The sequence below is a fragment of the Vibrio lentus genome, from assembly GCF_002875945.1.
Taxonomy (GTDB): domain Bacteria; phylum Pseudomonadota; class Gammaproteobacteria; order Enterobacterales; family Vibrionaceae; genus Vibrio; species Vibrio apostichopi.
Map to the genome: position 1 here is coordinate 1 of NZ_MCZK01000076.1, position 16,625 is coordinate 16,625.

18 protein-coding genes and 1 pseudogene are annotated in these 16,625 nt (G+C 42.5%); 6 read left to right on the plus strand and 13 right to left on the minus strand.

Annotated features, from left to right (window positions below; all coding sequences use genetic code 11):
* Positions 1 to 463: 463 nt before the first annotated feature.
* The 3 genes from BCT49_RS05495 (at position 464) to BCT49_RS05505 (ending at position 3,760) form a co-directional block, all read left to right on the plus strand.
* Entirely contained in the window at positions 464 to 1,270 is an 807-nt protein-coding gene (locus tag BCT49_RS05495) for a winged helix-turn-helix domain-containing protein (protein WP_102434458.1), read from the plus strand.
* Positions 1,267 to 1,728, plus strand: coding sequence for a hypothetical protein (locus BCT49_RS05500; RefSeq protein WP_102277954.1), 462 nt, complete (start codon positions 1,267 to 1,269; stop codon positions 1,726 to 1,728). Before BCT49_RS05495 ends, BCT49_RS05500 begins: the two co-directional genes overlap by 4 nt.
* 556 nt (positions 1,729 to 2,284) lie before the next feature.
* Positions 2,285 to 3,760: an aerolysin family beta-barrel pore-forming toxin gene (locus tag BCT49_RS05505; protein WP_102434459.1), complete on the plus strand. Its 1,476-nt coding sequence runs from the start codon at positions 2,285 to 2,287 to the stop codon at positions 3,758 to 3,760.
* A gap of 157 nt (positions 3,761 to 3,917) precedes the next feature.
* On the opposite strand, the gene BCT49_RS05510 is transcribed toward BCT49_RS05505, so the two are convergent.
* Positions 3,918 to 4,553 carry a LysE family translocator gene (locus tag BCT49_RS05510; protein WP_102434460.1) on the minus strand — a complete coding sequence of 212 codons (636 nt, stop codon included), beginning with the start codon at positions 4,551 to 4,553 and terminating at the stop codon, positions 3,918 to 3,920.
* Between the two features lie 298 nt (positions 4,554 to 4,851).
* Here BCT49_RS05510 and BCT49_RS05515 point away from each other — a divergent pair.
* The 3 genes and pseudogenes from BCT49_RS05515 to BCT49_RS05525 form a co-directional block, all read left to right on the plus strand.
* Positions 4,852 to 6,138: pseudogene (locus BCT49_RS05515) on the plus strand (carboxypeptidase M32); the annotation flags it as partial.
* Positions 6,139 to 6,660: 522 nt separating this feature from the next.
* Positions 6,661 to 8,148 carry a SulP family inorganic anion transporter gene (locus BCT49_RS05520; RefSeq protein WP_102434461.1) on the plus strand — a complete coding sequence of 496 codons (1,488 nt, stop codon included), beginning with the start codon at positions 6,661 to 6,663 and terminating at the stop codon, positions 8,146 to 8,148.
* Between the two features lie 9 nt (positions 8,149 to 8,157).
* Positions 8,158 to 8,991, plus strand: coding sequence for a universal stress protein (locus BCT49_RS05525; protein ID WP_102434462.1), 834 nt, complete (start codon positions 8,158 to 8,160; stop codon positions 8,989 to 8,991).
* Between the two features lie 208 nt (positions 8,992 to 9,199).
* Here the strand turns inward: BCT49_RS05525 and BCT49_RS05530 are convergent, their stop codons facing one another.
* The 12 genes from BCT49_RS05530 to BCT49_RS05585 all read right to left on the minus strand — a co-directional run bounded on the left by BCT49_RS05530 (position 9,200) and on the right by BCT49_RS05585 (position 16,419).
* Positions 9,200 to 9,550 carry a hypothetical protein gene (locus BCT49_RS05530; protein ID WP_102434463.1) on the minus strand — a complete coding sequence of 117 codons (351 nt, stop codon included), beginning with the start codon at positions 9,548 to 9,550 and terminating at the stop codon, positions 9,200 to 9,202.
* 140 nt (positions 9,551 to 9,690) lie between these two features.
* Complete coding sequence (locus BCT49_RS26100) at positions 9,691 to 9,933, minus strand: hypothetical protein (RefSeq protein ID WP_102434464.1); 243 nt, start codon at positions 9,931 to 9,933, stop codon at positions 9,691 to 9,693.
* Between the two features lie 165 nt (positions 9,934 to 10,098).
* Entirely contained in the window at positions 10,099 to 10,569 is a 471-nt protein-coding gene (locus BCT49_RS05540; protein WP_102434465.1) for a GNAT family N-acetyltransferase, read from the minus strand.
* Between the two features lie 83 nt (positions 10,570 to 10,652).
* On the minus strand, positions 10,653 to 10,985 hold the full coding sequence (locus tag BCT49_RS05545) for a YnfA family protein (protein WP_102308374.1): 333 nt from the start codon (positions 10,983 to 10,985) through the stop codon (positions 10,653 to 10,655).
* A gap of 225 nt (positions 10,986 to 11,210) precedes the next feature.
* Entirely contained in the window at positions 11,211 to 11,825 is a 615-nt protein-coding gene (locus BCT49_RS05550; RefSeq protein ID WP_102434466.1) for a LysE family translocator, read from the minus strand.
* Positions 11,826 to 11,869: 44 nt separating this feature from the next.
* Entirely contained in the window at positions 11,870 to 12,352 is a 483-nt protein-coding gene (locus BCT49_RS05555; protein ID WP_102434467.1) for a tetratricopeptide repeat protein, read from the minus strand.
* Positions 12,353 to 12,514: 162 nt separating this feature from the next.
* Complete coding sequence (locus tag BCT49_RS05560; RefSeq protein WP_102434468.1) at positions 12,515 to 12,934, minus strand: GNAT family N-acetyltransferase; 420 nt, start codon at positions 12,932 to 12,934, stop codon at positions 12,515 to 12,517.
* Between the two features lie 61 nt (positions 12,935 to 12,995).
* Positions 12,996 to 13,997 (minus strand): metal-dependent hydrolase, encoded by a 1,002-nt coding sequence (locus BCT49_RS05565; protein ID WP_102434469.1) that lies wholly within the window; start codon positions 13,995 to 13,997, stop codon positions 12,996 to 12,998.
* A 203-nt stretch (positions 13,998 to 14,200) separates the two neighbouring features.
* On the minus strand, positions 14,201 to 14,548 hold the full coding sequence (locus BCT49_RS05570) for a DUF6404 family protein (RefSeq protein WP_102434473.1): 348 nt from the start codon (positions 14,546 to 14,548) through the stop codon (positions 14,201 to 14,203).
* 137 nt (positions 14,549 to 14,685) lie between these two features.
* Entirely contained in the window at positions 14,686 to 15,330 is a 645-nt protein-coding gene (locus BCT49_RS05575) for an HAD-IA family hydrolase (RefSeq protein WP_102434470.1), read from the minus strand.
* 139 nt (positions 15,331 to 15,469) lie between these two features.
* Entirely contained in the window at positions 15,470 to 15,928 is a 459-nt protein-coding gene (locus BCT49_RS05580; RefSeq protein WP_102434471.1) for a GNAT family N-acetyltransferase, read from the minus strand.
* A gap of 134 nt (positions 15,929 to 16,062) precedes the next feature.
* A complete protein-coding gene (locus BCT49_RS05585; protein WP_102434472.1) occupies positions 16,063 to 16,419 on the minus strand; it encodes a hypothetical protein in 357 nt (118 codons plus the stop codon).
* Between the last annotated feature and the right edge of the window lie 206 nt (positions 16,420 to 16,625).

The following is a 16,625-nucleotide window of genomic DNA, read 5'->3' on the forward strand; positions in this document are numbered from 1 at the left end:
GAATTACGCAACAAAGCCACGTCGAGTCGTCATCGAAGAAACAAAACTCTTCTTCAAGTGATTGTGAAGCCGTTAAAGCATAAGCTGAATTGATTGAATACAGCCCGCATTAAAATGTGGGCTTTTTTATATTTATTCAAACGTTAAACTGAAAAAATCATGACGAACACTTATACCCTTACATATAAAAGGATATTAATTAGGCCGCTGTGCGAATTAAAACACCTGATAGAACGTTAATAAAAATGCCACTAATAAAACCAACACCTTAATTAGATATTACTTATATTTAACAGATTATGTATAAATGTCCGTATTTTTGTCATAAACGAGTAAATAGCATTTTGTTTCAACCACACAAAAAAACACCAGAATAAAACATGTGACTTTAATTCATATAATAGTCAGTTTATAGTCATCTACATTGTTGAGAGAATTATAATAAAAATAAAACGTTGGCTATATGATCAGATTCGACCCAATTAAAAACCGTATTTATAACGACGAACGTTCTATTAAAATAGGATATCGTGAAACTCGCGTTTTAGAGTTATTACTTAAAAACTCACCTGAGATTGTGAACAAGCAAGAGATCATTAGTTTCGCATGGGGAAGCGAATTCATTGGTGATACATCACTTGCGAAATGCATCAGTTTACTCCGCCAAGGATTCGTTAAGCTCGGCATCAAAGAGACGCCAATCGTGACGGTACCCAAGGTTGGTTACCGCCTTATCGATGATTGCGTCTTTATCGAGTCGCAACTACAAAGCAGTGCCACTATCCCGCTGACTCCAGTGAGCGATCAAGTTCCACTCGATAACAGCGGTATTGCGGCCTCTATTGCAAGTAGCCATGAACCTATACCTAAACCAACTTCGCCTGCTCACCAGAAAATCAGATCACACAGAAACAGACTGTGTTACTTCACAACCGGTTGTTTGCTATTTGCCTCGGCACTATTGGCTTTTGCTAAGGTGCACGATAGAAGCCTTGGTGGTATCAATTCAGTCAACCGACTCAATGAACAGTGGGTTGGTCAGGTGCAAGTGTTCCAAGAGTCTGAAATGGCTATGAGTCCTGAACTAGAAGCCATTCTCTATAAATATCAATGTGATTGCGTGGCATACATTAGCGAAGAGCAAGACTACTCTGAGCTTTCAATACTCAATAAAGAAACGCGTCAGTCCGTCAATATCTTTTACACACCCACGCAGTTAGATCGTGCGAGTAGCGAGATAGCGTTATTCCTAGAGAGAGGCCAATTATGATGCCATTTGTTGCTCTATTTTCTGCGTTAGCTCTATTGGTTGGTATATGGAGTATTCCTAACTCTCCACCGCAAGAAGAGCACCGTTACCAACATAGCGTGGTAGACCTCATACTCGATGGAAATGTGTTACGTACCGATGGGCTCACCAAAATAAGTAACAACAAGGTTCTGCACCTGATGTCGGTTCAAGATGACAACATGCCAGACCCGATTGTTCTACGGTTTAGAGGTGAGGCAGGCCCTTCTCAATCACTGTTCTTTTCAATATCTGGCACCATTGATTTAGTCTCAGTACAAAAAATAAATAAAACAATGAATGACAGCTTATTGTCACCCTACCTACTCATCAACAATGATCCATTAACGTTGAAGGTTGATGTCTTAAGTTCAAATGATTTATTTGCCATTATTCGAACGTGTAATACTGGCCGAACACAACTACTGGCTAAACGATAATTTATTGTTGTTTGGCCACCAAATGAATTTATCGACGTTTAATTAACGCCATCCTGAATATTACACATAAAAAACGGATGGTTATTTTTATGACTATATCAATAAGCATCCCTCACTTTTAAACATTCGATTAATCGGATGTTTAAAACAACTGATTACATTTAAAAACCTAAGCTAAATTTATATCTTTATTGTTAATTCACATATCAAGTTAAAGCTGTAGGCGATGTGAATAATATGCCTCTTATTGTACTTAATCATTCACCTCACACGCGATTAAACAACGTCAAAATAATTTGACGTTAAAGTCGCGATAATAACGTCTCATTTTTCTAAAAACGGTTTGATCCCCATCAAAAAATTCATTTTCAGTTGCATACAATTTCATCATAAAAACACTTCTAGTAATACAAACTATTGAATTTATGAGGTAATTTAATTCAACCCTTTTCAGTATCTATCTATTTATCAACATGAAAAAGTGAATTGGTCTTGTTAACTGCACGGCGCACAAAACATTATCAAAATAGAAAAATTACAAACGAGGGAATTGTTAATGATTAATATAAACAGAAGTCTCTTAGCAACCGCAGTGTTGTCTGTTCTATCTACCGGTGTAAACGCAAAGGTTTATCCAGACCAAATAGTGTTTGACCAACTTGGTGAAGATGTATGTCGCTCTGGTTATCGCCCTTTAGACCGTTATGAGGCGGAAGAACAAAAGAGTGCTTTGGTCGCTCGTATGGGCACTTGGCAGATCACTGGGCTGAAAGGAAACTGGGTGATCATGGGGCCTGGTTATCATGGCGAAATTAAACAATCGAGCAGCGGGTCAACGTTCTGCTATCCAAACAATGACCAATCTGAAATTCCAAACTACTCTGCTAAAGCCGTCACAGAAGGCAGCGAGATCGACGTTGAATATGACTTGGTGAACAACCGCAATGATTTTGTACGCCCTCTTAGCTACCTAGCTCATAACTTAGGTTATGCATGGGTTGGCGGTAACAACAGTCAGTATGTTGGTGAAGACATGACGATTAACCGCTCAGGTAACTCTTGGGTAATACAAGGCAACAACAGTGGTTCTTGTGATGGTTATCGCTGTAACGAAAAGACTAAGATCACCGTCGACAACTTCACCTACACCGTTAACGACAATAACTTTTGGCACGGCGATGTCGTCGAGTCCGATCGTGAACTGGTTAAGACCGTTTATGCAACGGCAAGAAACAGAAGTAACATCGCACAACAGGTCGTTGTCGATCTCAAGGTCGATGAGTCTACAAACTGGTCGAAAACGAATAGCTATGGGTTCTCTGAAAGTGTTCAAACAGAGAATACATTCAAATGGCCTTTGGTTGGCGAGACTAAGCTAACCATTAAGTTAGAAGCGAACCAGAGCTTTGCTGAAACCAACGGAAACTCCACTAGCGAGCAAGTCACACTTCAAGCTCGTCCTATGGTTCCAGCGAATTCAGAGCTGCCGATTCGAGTTGAGTTGTATCGTTCAACCATCTCTTATCCTTACCGATTCAACGCTGACATCAGTTACGATGTTGAATTTAACGGCTTCCTTCGTTGGAGTGGTAACGCATGGCACACCCACCCAGACAACCGCCCTTACAAAGCTCACACCTTCACTATGGGCCGCAGTAGCAATGAATCAGCCGATATTCGTTACCAATGGGATCACCGATACATCCCAGGAGAAGCGAAATGGTGGGACTGGGGTTGGGCTATCAAAGAAGCCGGTTTATCAAGCATGCTATACGCGACTGGAGGAAGCTTACGCCCATTCCACTCTTACGTATCTGGCGATTTTAACGCTGAATCTCAATTTGCAGGCACCATTGAAATTGGCCAAGCAACACCAATTACCAACAGTGTTCGTAGTAAAAGAAGTGTTGATTCAGTCAACGAAACCACTGAGCGCATTGGCGATATCGAAGTTACCACCAACTTTAATGCAGATGAGTTGAGTGACTTAGGTTTCGAAGGCGCTGAGATGAACATTAGCGTTGTTGAATAATACATTGGCTCACATCTAACACTCCGATTGCCTATAACGAAAAAGCCCACGATACGTCGTGGGCTTTCATCTATTTATTTATCTATTTATCTGTTTATCTGTTTATCTGTTTATCTGTTTATCTGTTTATCTGTTTATCTGCAACAGAAAAGGAAAACTACGCAGGCTCTTCCATCAGAAGCTTAACGCCAAGCCCAACTAATACCATGCCAGTCACACCTTCCATCCACTTCATAAAACTCGCGTTCTTAAGCAAGTTTTTAGCGGAGTTCAGAGCCCCAGCCAAACTACATTGCCATACCATAGCAATCATAAAGTGCACTGAAGCCATCAACATAGATTGCAATAACGGTGAACCTTCAGGGTTTACGAATTGCGGCAGAAAGGCCAAATAGAAAACCGCCGTTTTCGGGTTCAGTACATTAGATAGGAAACCTTCACGTAGAGAACGCTTAGCACTGTATGCTTGCTTAGCTTGATCCCCGACCTGCATCCCGCCGCCATTTTTCATCAAAGCGCGTAAACTGCTTAAGCCAAGCCAAATCAGATAAACCGCACCCACCATTTTCACCGCTTGAAAGAGTTCAGCTGATTGAGCAAGAATCGCAGAGATCCCCACGGCAGAGAAAAAAGCATGCACATAAAGGCCGCCACAAATACCTAAGCTGGTCATCACACCGTCAGCTAAGCCGGAGCGGCTAGTATTGCGAATCACCAATGCCGTATCTAAACCCGGCGTTAGCGTTAAAATAGTGATGGCAATTAGAAATGCCTCAAAGTTCAAAATATCCATATCATTGTCATTCTTGTTCAGCGATCTATCATCAATACCGTGTATCTGAACAATTCGCAAGCAACAATTGCCATCTGCTATACAAGTCACTGATTTTGTGCACAATGGAACAGTTTAATTTGTTAAGAAATAGTAAATTCAAGGCATCGTACCGCCTCCGGCTTTTATCGCTATATCTTCGACTACGAAGTACAGCGTCATTAAAAAGCAGAGCCATAATCAAAGTACATGAGAGATGAGCCTTAAAGCTGACGCGATCTTAAGGATCATTTAAAGAAACCAAATTAAGAGTAGTCAAATGAGCGCATTCAAAAAACTAGTCGAACACTCTCAAAAATGTTCACGCTTTCAACACCTAGCCTCTATTTGTGGCTGGGACCAAGCTTCAATGATGCCTGCAGGTGGTAACCAAGCACGTAGCGAAGCCATGGCCGAACTCTCTGTTCATATTCACGGCTTAATGACTCAGCCACAGCTTGGCGATTGGATATCAGACGCTGAAAACGAAGTGCTAAATAGCGAGCAACAATCGTCTCTGCGTGAAATTAAACGCCAATGGCAACAAGCCAACCTACTTCCTGAAAAGCTGGTTGAAGCTAAATCTCTAGCAGGCTCAAAGTGTGAACATGCATGGCGCAGCCAACGTGGTAACAACGACTGGGTTGGTTTTGAAAAGAACTGGCGTGAAGTGGTTGAGCTATCTCGTGAAGAAGCGCAGATCCGCGCCGATGCGGCAAACTTGACACCATATGATGCCATGCTTGATATCTATGAACCGGGCACAAGCTCTGCTTCACTTGATGTCTTGTTTGCCGACGTTAAGACATGGCTACCAAGCCTGATTGACGAAGTGATCGAAAAGCAATCGAGCGAGCAATCGAGCGAGCAATTTAGCGCGCCATCAGGTATCTACTCAACTGAAAAACAGAAAACACTTGGCTTAGAAGTCATGAAGCTGCTTCAGTTCGATTTTGAACACGGCCGATTAGATGAAAGTGTTCACCCATTCTGTGGTGGCGTACCTTCAGATGTGCGTATTACGACTCGCTACGACGAAGCTGAATTCGTTCAATCATTGATGGGCATCGTCCACGAAACTGGACACGCGCGTTATGAGCAAGGCTTACCACAACATCTAGCAGGCCAACCAGCAGGTGAAGCTCGCTCTATGGGCATCCATGAATCTCAATCTTTGTTCTTCGAGATGCAAGTTGGCCGCAGCGACCCGTTCATCGGGCACTTAGCAAACCTAGCTGGCAAGCAGTTCTCTGGCTCAGAGTTTGAGCAAAAGAACTTCCAGAAGATCTACACTCGCGTGAAGAAAGACTTCATCCGTGTTGATGCCGACGAGCTGACCTACCCTGCACACGTTATCTTACGTTACGAAATTGAACGTGACCTGATCAACGGCAACATCAAACACACCGATGTCCCAGAATTGTGGAACACCAAGATGCAGTCATACCTTGGTTTAAGCACTCAAGGCAATTTCACTAATGGCTGTATGCAAGACATCCACTGGACAGACGGCGCATTCGGTTACTTCCCATCGTACACATTAGGTGCGATGTACGCGGCTCAGTATTTCAAAGATCACTTGAGAAGCCGTTACCTATAATCATCCTAAAGAGCAGCACTTTCGCTGCTCTTTTTTTGCCCGTCATATGAGCGATACGAATTTACTCACTTCGTATTTTCTTACTCCGTATACGCTCACTCTTTGAATAGTCAGGGCACTCGTTAATCACCTGACGAAAAGCCAAGACACCTAAAAGTGCAATGTAAGTTTGCACTGACGCACTCAACAGCTATGCCACCAGCGATTGATAAATAGTCACATCGGCGTATAGTTGCCTTTTTTAAAATACAACAAGAGGATATTAATACCTGTGTTAATTACGCCGCCTTAAACGTTCCATCCCCCCTATAGCTCTCACTGCTAACCGAAGCTCAGTACTAGTCTTTAGTATCATGCTCACTCTTTGCGCTTGTTAATTATCCGCCTATCTTAGGCTGCTTTTTCGCGCCAAAATTTTATCAAAGAAGCACTCATCCGCACCCCAGATCCATTTCTGGTGCGTTTTGCCGTGCCCAAATTGAGAATTCAATGTACCAAAATATCAAACTTGATTGGATGTCGAACATCCGTGGAGACCTACTTGCTGGTCTCGTTGTTGCACTTGCTTTAATTCCTGAAGCCATCGCCTTTTCTATCATCGCTGGCGTTGACCCTAAAGTTGGCTTGTATGCCTCTTTCAGTATTTCTGTTGTGATTGCTTTCACCGGAGGGCGCTCGGGGATGGTTTCTGCGGCCACTGGTGCCATGGCATTATTAATGGTCACCTTAGTCAAAGAACATGGCCTAGAATATTTATTGGCTGTAACCGTGCTGACTGGTGTCCTGCAAATTTTGGCTGGATATTTGAAGCTTGGTAGCCTTATGCGGTTTGTCTCGCGCTCTGTTGTGACTGGCTTTGTAAATGCCCTCGCCATCTTAATCTTCCTGGCTCAACTGCCTGAGCTCACCAACGTAACTTGGCATGTTTATGCGATGACCGCCGGCGGCCTAGGCATCATTTACCTGTTCCCTTACCTACCTGTTATTGGCAAGTTAATCCCTTCACCTTTGGTGTGTATCATCATTCTCACTGCGATCGCAATGTGGTTCGATATTGATATTCGCACTGTCGGCGACATGGGGAACTTACCTGATACGTTGCCTATCTTCCTATGGCCTGATGTACCTCTCAACTTAGAAACCTTGTCGATCATTTTCCCCTATGCCGTTGGACTTTCTGTAGTAGGTTTATTGGAATCAATGATGACAGCGACGATTGTTGACGACCTTACCGACACCAGCAGTGATAAGAACCGAGAGTGTAAAGGGCAAGGCATTGCCAACATCTTTACTGGCTTTTTAGGCGGTATGGCGGGGTGTGCGATGATCGGGCAATCGATGATCAATATTAAATCAGGTGGTCGCGGACGATTGTCGACACTATCAGCCGGTGTATTCTTGCTGATTATGGTCGTTTTTCTTGGCCCATGGCTAAAGCAGATCCCAATGGCAGCATTAGTGGCTGTGATGATCATGGTCGCGATCGGGACCTTCTCTTGGGGCTCTATTCGAGACCTAAAGAAGCACCCTTTATCGACTAACATTGTGATGCTTGCTACGGTCATTATTGTTGTCGCTACCCACAATTTAGCCATTGGCGTACTTGTGGGCGTACTGCTTGCGTCACTGTTCTTCGCTAACAAGATCAGTCGAATGATGGTCATCAAAAATGACAGCACCGAGCAAAACAGCCGTAAATATACCGTTATCGGACAGGTCTTCTTTGTTTCATCCGATAAGTTTATTGAGTCATTCGATTTTAAAGAAGTGATTGAATCTGTGACGATAGATTTATCGGCAGCACACTTTTGGGACGTCACCTCCGTTTCAGCATTAGACAAAGTGGTCGTTAAGTTTCGCCGCGAAGGGACACATGTGGACTTGATAGGAATGAACCAAGCCACGCGTACCATTGTCGACAAATTTGGCGTGCACGATAAACCCGAAGAAGTTGAAAAGCTATTGGCCGGACATTAAGGAAAACACATGAAAAACATAATCGCTTGTATTGATGGCGCTAACTCTACAACTTCCACCTGCGAAGCCAGTGCTTGGGTTGCAAACAAAGTGGATGCTCCGTTGGTTCTATTCCACGCTTTGGATCATTCCACTCAACCGGTGGTGAGTGAATTCTCTGGCCAAATCGGTTTAGGGAGCCAAGAAGAGTTGCTTGAAGAGCTGGCTGAACTGGACGAAGCGCGCAGTAAAATCATGCTAAAACACGGTAATACGTTACTGGAAGAAGCTCAAAAATGGGCGTTAAGCCAAGGCGTGAAAGACGTGCGTAAATTGCAGCGTCACGGCAGTTTGCTAGAAGGACTCTTGGATCTTGAAGAAGAATTGCGTGTGTTGGTTATTGGCAGATCAGGAGATTCTCACTCGGTCGGCTCGCAACTTGAAACCGTCATTCGTTCAATTAAAGCTCATATACTCGTTGTATGTGAAGGCTTCAAGCTTCCAGATTCATACCTGATTGCATTTGATGGCAGCGCCATTAGCGAGAAGTTAATCGACAAGGCAATTCAAACACCTTTGCTAAAAGGATTAGATTGCCACTTGGTGATGATCGATGATGGTGGAAATAAAGACGCCGCGTTCGATAAAGCAAGAATCCAACTTGAAGAATCAGGGATCAGAGTAACAGCAGCATCACTAACCGGTGCAGTCGATAAAGCACTTATCGATTACCAACAGCAGCATGGGATTGGCATGATGGTGATGGGCGCTTACGGGCATTCTCAACTGAGACAGTTTTTTGTAGGAAGTAATACCACCAAAGTTCTGTCGAACAGTCGTGTTCCGTTACTGTTAATTCGATAGGTTTTCGTCGGGTCCCAATTCATTGGTGAAATCCCGATTGATCCTTATCTGATGCAATAAAAAATGGCTAAACATCATGATTTAATCACGCATGTTTAGCCATTTAACAGTTCGTTGCGTTCCGCCAGCCATTTGTTCTGGCCTTAGCTAGCGCGACTCACTCTATAGATTATCTAATTCTAGATCAAATAGTTATAAGTCATCGAACTTAAAAATCACCCAACGTATAAGTCACCAAACCATCATTGTTAACGGTGAAAGTCCAAACATTATCACCTTCAACGAAACGATATTGATTGTCTGAGTCAGTCTGCTTCACTTGTTGCAAGAAGGCTTGAAGGCCCGACTTCTCAATTAAAAACCCGCCATGTGAGGTGTTATTATCGAGGTTATTAACCACCTCAATATCAATCGTCGATTCAGGCAAGATGTCAGGCAACCACCCTCTTTCGAACAAGCTATCCTGTTGCGCTTCTGCGTATGTCGCGTATTGATTTGTAACAGCATCAGAACAGCCAGCGAATAGAACCAAGGCTGATAGTAGAGATATAACTTTCATTTTATGACCAAATACTTATAAATTTCAGACTGGAGCACACTACAAATTGGCGACTCCAGAACCACTTCAAACACATCATTGTTAAAACAGCCAATCACCGTCGTTCTTCCTAGACACCAATATAAACTCGTCAGTAAGCATCAATGCCACGATCTAGTACCACACTTTTCACACTTAAATTCTTCTTCGTGATCAAGGTGGAATGATCCGGTATGAGAATCACCTTTAAACAACAAAGTCGTTAAATACTCGAATAAGATATGAAAGCTAGATTGCTTAACCTCTAATGCAGAATCTTCAGATCTTTGGATAGGAACATGCGGAGTCAAACATTGACACTTTTCGCAATTGTGCGGGTGCTTAATGTATTTATTATCAAACATTTATATAAACCAAGCGAAGATATAAAACGAACTGCACAATATCAGTTTATCAATCAAACCTCTAACATCATATTCAAGGCGCCATTTGGTTAAATGGCATCAACAATTCGAGAGAAGCATCAAGCATAGAACACCTTAGAATTCTACATAAACCATGTTGATGCGTTAGGTTGATGACTGGAAAGTCATCACCAACTCATTTCCATCGGTGGTCTTAGTTTCAAAGCCAAAGTCTTGATAGACCTTAATCGCTGCGACATTGCTGGCAAAAACAGTCAGTCTCAACTCTTTTTCAGAGCGTGACTCTAAAATCGCATCAGCTTTAGCCAACATTTTAGACCCAATGGCTTGCCCTCTAAATCTTGCAGAGACATACATCTGAATAATTTCTAAAGCGTTCCCGTCAGCTGGCGTTAAACCACATAAGCCAACCAAATCCTCACCGGCAAAAGCGCCAATCATGACACTTTCTTGAGTATCACTTTCAATAAGCCCCTCAAAATACAGAGTCGGTAATTGCGATTGAGCTTCGTAACCTGAACCAAAGCATTCAGGGTGTAACTTCAAGCTTTCAAGCCTTACTGCACGGTACTTTAGGCTGTCTTTACTTGCTACGATTTTACAATCAACGTCCATATTCTCTCCAAGATAGTGATGAATTTTGCGCATTTCAAGCAAAGCAATACCTGAAATACTTAAGAGTGGTTTAACGTACTTTTCTAGCCATGCTTGGGGGCAAACATGATGATCGCCATGCCAAACAGTGCAATAGATCCGCCAACCAGATCCCACATTGTCGGCTTTTCGCCATCAACAAGCCAAAGCCATACCAGTGCAACTGAAATGTACACCCCGCCATACGCGGCATAAACACGGCCCGTTGCTGTCGGGTGAAGCGTTAACAACCAAGCAAAAGCAGCCAAACTTAACGCAGCAGGGATTAGAAGTAATATGCTCTTATCTTGCCTAAGCCACAGATAAGGTAAATAACAGCCCACTATCTCTGCTATGGCCGTTAAAACGAAAAGACCCACGGTTTTAAATTCAAGCATAAAAGCCTCAAACTGATGAAAGACGATACCTCACTTAAATGCGACTAACGAAGCATTCAACCAAAGTCGTTGTTCATTGTATGTTACAAGCAATCGACATCACTTGTTAGAGGTAAACTCAAAGATAAATACCGAGCATAATGAATCAACTTAGATGCGCTATGTTGTGTTTGATACCGTATATTGCTATTTAGATCCACCGTCTGGGTTTACGGTTTATATTCGTTAGCTCTTTGCTGCCAGTACAGCGCCACAAGTGACTAAGAAGCCGCCTGAAATCTTATTCAATCGCTTTCTTGCAGTGTGACTTTTAAACGCAAAGCTAGCCTTCGCTGCCGCACAGGCATAAATGGCTAAAACACCCCCTACTGATACCGTCGAAATAGCAAACACGCTGACAAAATCAACCATCGTGACCTTATTCAAATCAACAAATGCAGGAAAGAAACCCATATAAAACAAAATAGCTTTAGGGTTGGATATTGTCATTAGAACACCAGTAGCTAAGCTTGATGATTTCATACGGACTTTGGAATCAGTGCTTGTCACACTTGTAACCTCAGAAGTCCACGTCACATAAGCGAGCCAAAAAAGGTAGGTAATACCCAGATATTTAATAATGACAGCAAACTCACCCATCAAACCCGCGACCACAGTTAAACCTGATAATGCGAAGAAAATGAAAATGTAATCTGCGATCAATACACCCATTACAACGAGCAACCCTTGAGCTCGACCATGCGATATCGCACTCGACACCACAGCAAGCACGCTTGGGCCTGGAATCGCCGCGGATAGAGCCATCGCAAAAAATAAAGCGATGCCTGATGCAATAGTCATAGTTTCTCCTGAGGCTTTCGCGCCTTGTTATGCGTTTATTTCGCTTACCACTTTCTATCTAAGTCTTTGCTATAAAGTAAAATAGCTCGCTGATACTCTTTAATTGCATCGCTATTTGTTGTCGACACCAAAAGGTCGAGCAATATAGACATCGCTTCCTTATGACGCCCTACATTGTACAAACACATAGCATAAAAAGGCTGAACTTCTATTGAATCAGGATACTCACTCAGAGTTTTCTCGAAATAACTCAATGCTTCTAGATATTGACCCAAGCTTCGATAAGTAGAAGCCAAACCAAATAAAGCATCAAAGCGTTCTGTCACTGACAACTCGCCAGACAAAGACAAGAGGTAATGATCGATAGCTTCTAGCTCTTTACCTTCGTTATCATATGACCACGCAATCTGTAAATGAGCTTTCGCCGCATAATGACTGTTGGTTAGCAACGTCTGTAGCAAAGAGCGAGATTCGTGATACTTAGCTTCTTTACGTAATTCAATGGCTTCTTTGATGACCTGTTCCATAATTCTCTCGAAACTTACAACGATTATCGACTAATGCTTAACCTTAACGATTAATCCTAACAAATATTGAGAATCAGCCATCAAAATTTACCGCCCTACCGCTGACTAGTACATATAACCTAACCAATAGAGGAAATAGAATGGCTCTTACTTAGATGAAGCTTATGAAGAGAACGTCATTAGGTGATAACTGTCTAGCCCATCATCATAAGTTGAAGCAATCACAAAACCATTTGAGTGATAGAAATCAGTAGCGCTTTCATTAACAACCAAGCATTTTAAGCTCAATGCAGAGTAATGTTGTTTACTGATATTCAATAGTCTTGAACCTGCTCCATGACGTAATTTGTGAGGGCTAACAAAAAGATGGTGGATAAAACCGTCAGGTTCCCAGATCGAGATAAACCCTAAGACTTCGCTCCCTTCGACAGCAACCCAAATTTGTTCGCCGTCAGTATCTCGTTCAAAATCTGACAGCTTGAATACGGTGGTATCTTGCCACGTAAACGTCGCCGTTCGAGAATCTAAATATAGCTGCCTTAGTGCAGGTAAATAGTCACGATGATACTTTTTTATTTCCATTATTCGCCTTTATATTGGAAGTCCAATTAAGCACTTTTAGCGCGACCAAAACCCAAAGGCATCAATCACCCTTCAACATGTCTAAGAAAATCTGTCTGGATTCTGGGGTATTGTCTCTATGTGTTTCATAACGTACGTGCATTTCTGAATCCACCGATGGCTCTAATTTAATGCTCCAAAGCGCTCTCAATTGGTTCGGTACAATTGAATACCGGATATCGATAATACGCATTTCATCCGCTGGATCTTGTGCCACATAGCCATTTGAGAACCAGCGGAAACGTTCAATATCTTTTGCTTGTTGAGAATCAGGGTCGAGCCATGAGAAATCTCTGCTAACGTTCAGTTTAGCGATTGATTCTCCAGTATATGTCTTAACGGAGGTACCAACCCGTACAGCATCTACATAGTATCGATTCTCTGTTTCGTAGACCACTTTCCAAACTAAGATATTCGCAAAGCTCGGCTTAGCCTCTAACCGGATAGGCGTATGTTGTCGCTCTTGCGCTAGTTGCCACCCTACAGCCTCTGCCCTATCCCTTTGTATCATTCCGAGAGTTGGATAAATCAAAGCCCAAAGAAACGCGACACGAGCCAACCAAGGGACTCGTTTCCATGTTGCAAACACAAGCAAGATTAAAATAGGAAGAGTATAGACAGGGTCGATGATCGAAATGGTGTTCCAAGCGTAACGCTCGTTGGTGAGTGGCCAGAACAATTGAGTGCCGTACGTAGTGCATGAATCCAACAAAGCATGAGTGCTATAACCTAGAGCGCAATACAACCAACTTTGTTTAAAAGAGAGACCACGCCTTTTGGCGATCAATGAATGTAAAACCAACGCGCAAATCAAGCTGCCAATGGGGATAAACAGAAGTGAATGAGTAAATTGTCGATGGAACTCCAAAGCCAACAAAGGATCACTCTGCGATCGAATAAACGCATCTAAATCGGGCGCCATACCAGAGAGCAAACCCAAAACTCCAGCAACCACCAAGTGCTGCTTTTTGCTCGCCGATTGTGACAACGAAGCGCCTAACACGCCCTGCGTTAACGGATCCATACGTCACTCATCTTTAGCATTCCATTGAATCGAATAAGTACATTTAGCTATAGCAGTGAATCGAGTCAAACAACAAGATTTCGTCGGCAGACTCATAGACATAATCGTATTAATGTAGACTGGCAAACAAAAAAAGAGCAGCTTCATGACTGTTATTTTTTGCGCTCACCGATAGATCACACCTCATATGAATAACTTTTCGCTTACAACTCTTCCCAACTTGTCAGTTCACACTTCCGATACGTCCAAAGATAATATGCGCTCATAAAAACAGCATAAAAGGCACCAGCGATGAATGATTCATACAATAAGTTTGAAAAGGTCACTCCCTCTCTCGATATGCTTAGCAGCGATGCTAAAGGAAGAAAAAAGGCGAAAAACTCAACAAAGCGCACCACTACATTTCGTAGAAATGGAACATAGTAAGGTGATCTTAACTTGATCCCAGCCTTACGTAACCATTGATGTAAAGGAGCGTTGTAGTTCCATTTTGAAATCTTAGCGGCTTGGAGTTGTTGCAATGCCCTCTCAAGCTTTCTTTCATAACTCATGTTGGTGTGCTCCTTAAGAGTTAACATTAAACACTTGGTTGTGTAGCCTTGTTCAAAGTATCCAATCAGATCGCTCAGCCCGACGCTTGCAAACATTGCCCTTGTGGTAACCTTTCTTAGTTAAACCACCTTTAGCGCTACCAACACAGTTCGTATTGGTTATTTCGTTGTTTAAGCGTTAAATCAGAGAAACCATCAACGATGAGATCAGCTAATAATAAATCTTCTTTTTCATGACTGGTCAAAATGGCGACCGTAAAACATCCTGCATCTTTAGCCGACTTAACCCCTGCTGGAGAGTCTTCAAACGCAACACAATTGCCCGCATCTACACCTAAGTTTTGAGCAGCTAATAGAAATGGATCTGGATGTGGTTTCCCATTAGTGACGTCTTCTGCACAAATCATATTGGCGGGAATCTGAAAACCAGATGCACGCAAACTGGTTTCCGCTACTTTCCTAGGCCCACTGGTTGCGATAGACCATGAATGCAAAGGTATAGTTGACACAAAATCCAATGCACCATCGATTTCGGTCGCAGCATTCATAGCTTCCATTGCAATCTCTTTCACAACAGCTTCTTCTTCAGAGTTTGAGTATTTTGAGCCGACTAGCGCAAGTGTTTCACTGATTTTCCTGCCATGCACGTGGGGTAATACTTTTGAGAACTCAATGGCATTTCGTGTTGCCCATTTCTGCCAAATATTATTGATAACCTGTGTGGTATCAACAAGAGTCGCATCGACATCAAAGATAAAACCTTTACAGACAAACGTATTCACTCACCTAACTCCTTAGAATTGACACTTCGATACTTAAGCACAACGCAGACTAGCTCTTTATTAAAAACTGCATCGTATAAATAGATTGCAACTTTAACCTTTCTTAACGTCTTAGCTGGCACGTAAATGCTTACCACATTTACCTACGAACCCTCAAAAAGTTCGACCATTTGTCTTTCACGTCGGACGTCAAATCCAAGGTAAATTCATAACCTAAATGGTTCTCGCGGGTAATCTCAAAGCCGAGATGCTTGTGAAACTGTACTGACAATTCGTTTATGCGTAACACATTACTGACCAGAACATTTGCTTGATTGTTCTTGAGTGTCTCGGCAATTGAACGGAACAACGCAAGAAAAGCGGCCTTGCTTCGGTAGTTAGGATGAACAACGAACATCGGCACAAACCATCGCCCATCACCTAAGTTCCGTAGCGTTGTGTACCCTATTAATTGGTCTTTCCTGCGATATTCGAAAAGTAGCCCTTGCTCGATGGATTCAGCCCGTGACGCTAAGTAAACTTCTCTCTCGATTGGAAACCCGGCCTCTTTCGAGATTGCCTCCAGAGTCAGTATGTCTAGTTCTAAATACTCTTCCATAACTCCCTTAAACCAACGAATGCTTGAATGAATGGCTATCCGTATTAAGTCGCTACTCAATCATGCGTCACTAACGCCAAAACTCAACCCTAAAGTGCCATGCATAATGAATCAACTTAAATTATCTATTTGAGCTAAAACTCATCGCTCGTATCTCGCTCATCGTAGTTAGGAAAGTCGATTTTCAGAAAGCCATTTTCATCGAGAGTAAATGAGACTCTCCCACGCTCGATTCCTGATTCATTCATATCAGAGCAGCCACGGAAGACCTCCCAATCAAACGAATAATTGAGCTGATACTGAATACCCTTTATGTAAAGAACACTTTCGATCTGAATACCATTCACGTTGTGAGCCATATGATCTATGTGAGAAAGGTCAGGGATCAACTTACTTTCAAAGCCACTCTTATTTTCAGTGAGGAAAACGGCCAATTCAGAGCATAACTCTGAACCGCGAACTAAAGATTTAGACGAACTAGAAAAGATCACGTTCAATTACTCCCAAGACCAATGTTGAATTTGAGTCTTCACGCCTCATTAAAGCGAGATTTCGTGTAGCAAATATGTAGCTTGATAATTCTACATGTTTGAAGCCAACAACAGGCAAGTATTAACTCATTTCTGGACAGAAATGAGTTTCGGAGAACCAAGTATTTGCAAATCACGAATTAGAATAAGGGCTCTTCTCCGCTTAG

Bases quoted from the DNA above. Each gene is read 5' to 3' on its own strand.
- BCT49_RS05495 (WP_102434458.1), top strand. From the start codon at position 464: ATGATCAGATTCGACCCAATTAAAAACCGTATTTATAACGACGAACGT.
- BCT49_RS05500 (WP_102277954.1), top strand. From the start codon at position 1,267: ATGATGCCATTTGTTGCTCTATTTTCTGCGTTAGCTCTATTGGTTGGT.
- BCT49_RS05505 (WP_102434459.1), top strand. From the start codon at position 2,285: ATGATTAATATAAACAGAAGTCTCTTAGCAACCGCAGTGTTGTCTGTT.
- BCT49_RS05510 (WP_102434460.1), bottom strand. From the start codon at position 4,553: ATGGATATTTTGAACTTTGAGGCATTTCTAATTGCCATCACTATTTTA.
- BCT49_RS05520 (WP_102434461.1), top strand. From the start codon at position 6,661: ATGTACCAAAATATCAAACTTGATTGGATGTCGAACATCCGTGGAGAC.
- BCT49_RS05525 (WP_102434462.1), top strand. From the start codon at position 8,158: ATGAAAAACATAATCGCTTGTATTGATGGCGCTAACTCTACAACTTCC.
- BCT49_RS05530 (WP_102434463.1), bottom strand. From the start codon at position 9,550: ATGAAAGTTATATCTCTACTATCAGCCTTGGTTCTATTCGCTGGCTGT.
- BCT49_RS26100 (WP_102434464.1), bottom strand. From the start codon at position 9,933: ATGTTTGATAATAAATACATTAAGCACCCGCACAATTGCGAAAAGTGT.
- BCT49_RS05540 (WP_102434465.1), bottom strand. From the start codon at position 10,569: ATGGACGTTGATTGTAAAATCGTAGCAAGTAAAGACAGCCTAAAGTAC.
- BCT49_RS05545 (WP_102308374.1), bottom strand. From the start codon at position 10,985: ATGCTTGAATTTAAAACCGTGGGTCTTTTCGTTTTAACGGCCATAGCA.
- BCT49_RS05550 (WP_102434466.1), bottom strand. From the start codon at position 11,825: ATGACTATTGCATCAGGCATCGCTTTATTTTTTGCGATGGCTCTATCC.
- BCT49_RS05555 (WP_102434467.1), bottom strand. From the start codon at position 12,352: ATGGAACAGGTCATCAAAGAAGCCATTGAATTACGTAAAGAAGCTAAG.
- BCT49_RS05560 (WP_102434468.1), bottom strand. From the start codon at position 12,934: ATGGAAATAAAAAAGTATCATCGTGACTATTTACCTGCACTAAGGCAG.
- BCT49_RS05565 (WP_102434469.1), bottom strand. From the start codon at position 13,997: ATGGATCCGTTAACGCAGGGCGTGTTAGGCGCTTCGTTGTCACAATCG.
- BCT49_RS05570 (WP_102434473.1), bottom strand. From the start codon at position 14,548: ATGAGTTATGAAAGAAAGCTTGAGAGGGCATTGCAACAACTCCAAGCC.
- BCT49_RS05580 (WP_102434471.1), bottom strand. From the start codon at position 15,928: ATGGAAGAGTATTTAGAACTAGACATACTGACTCTGGAGGCAATCTCG.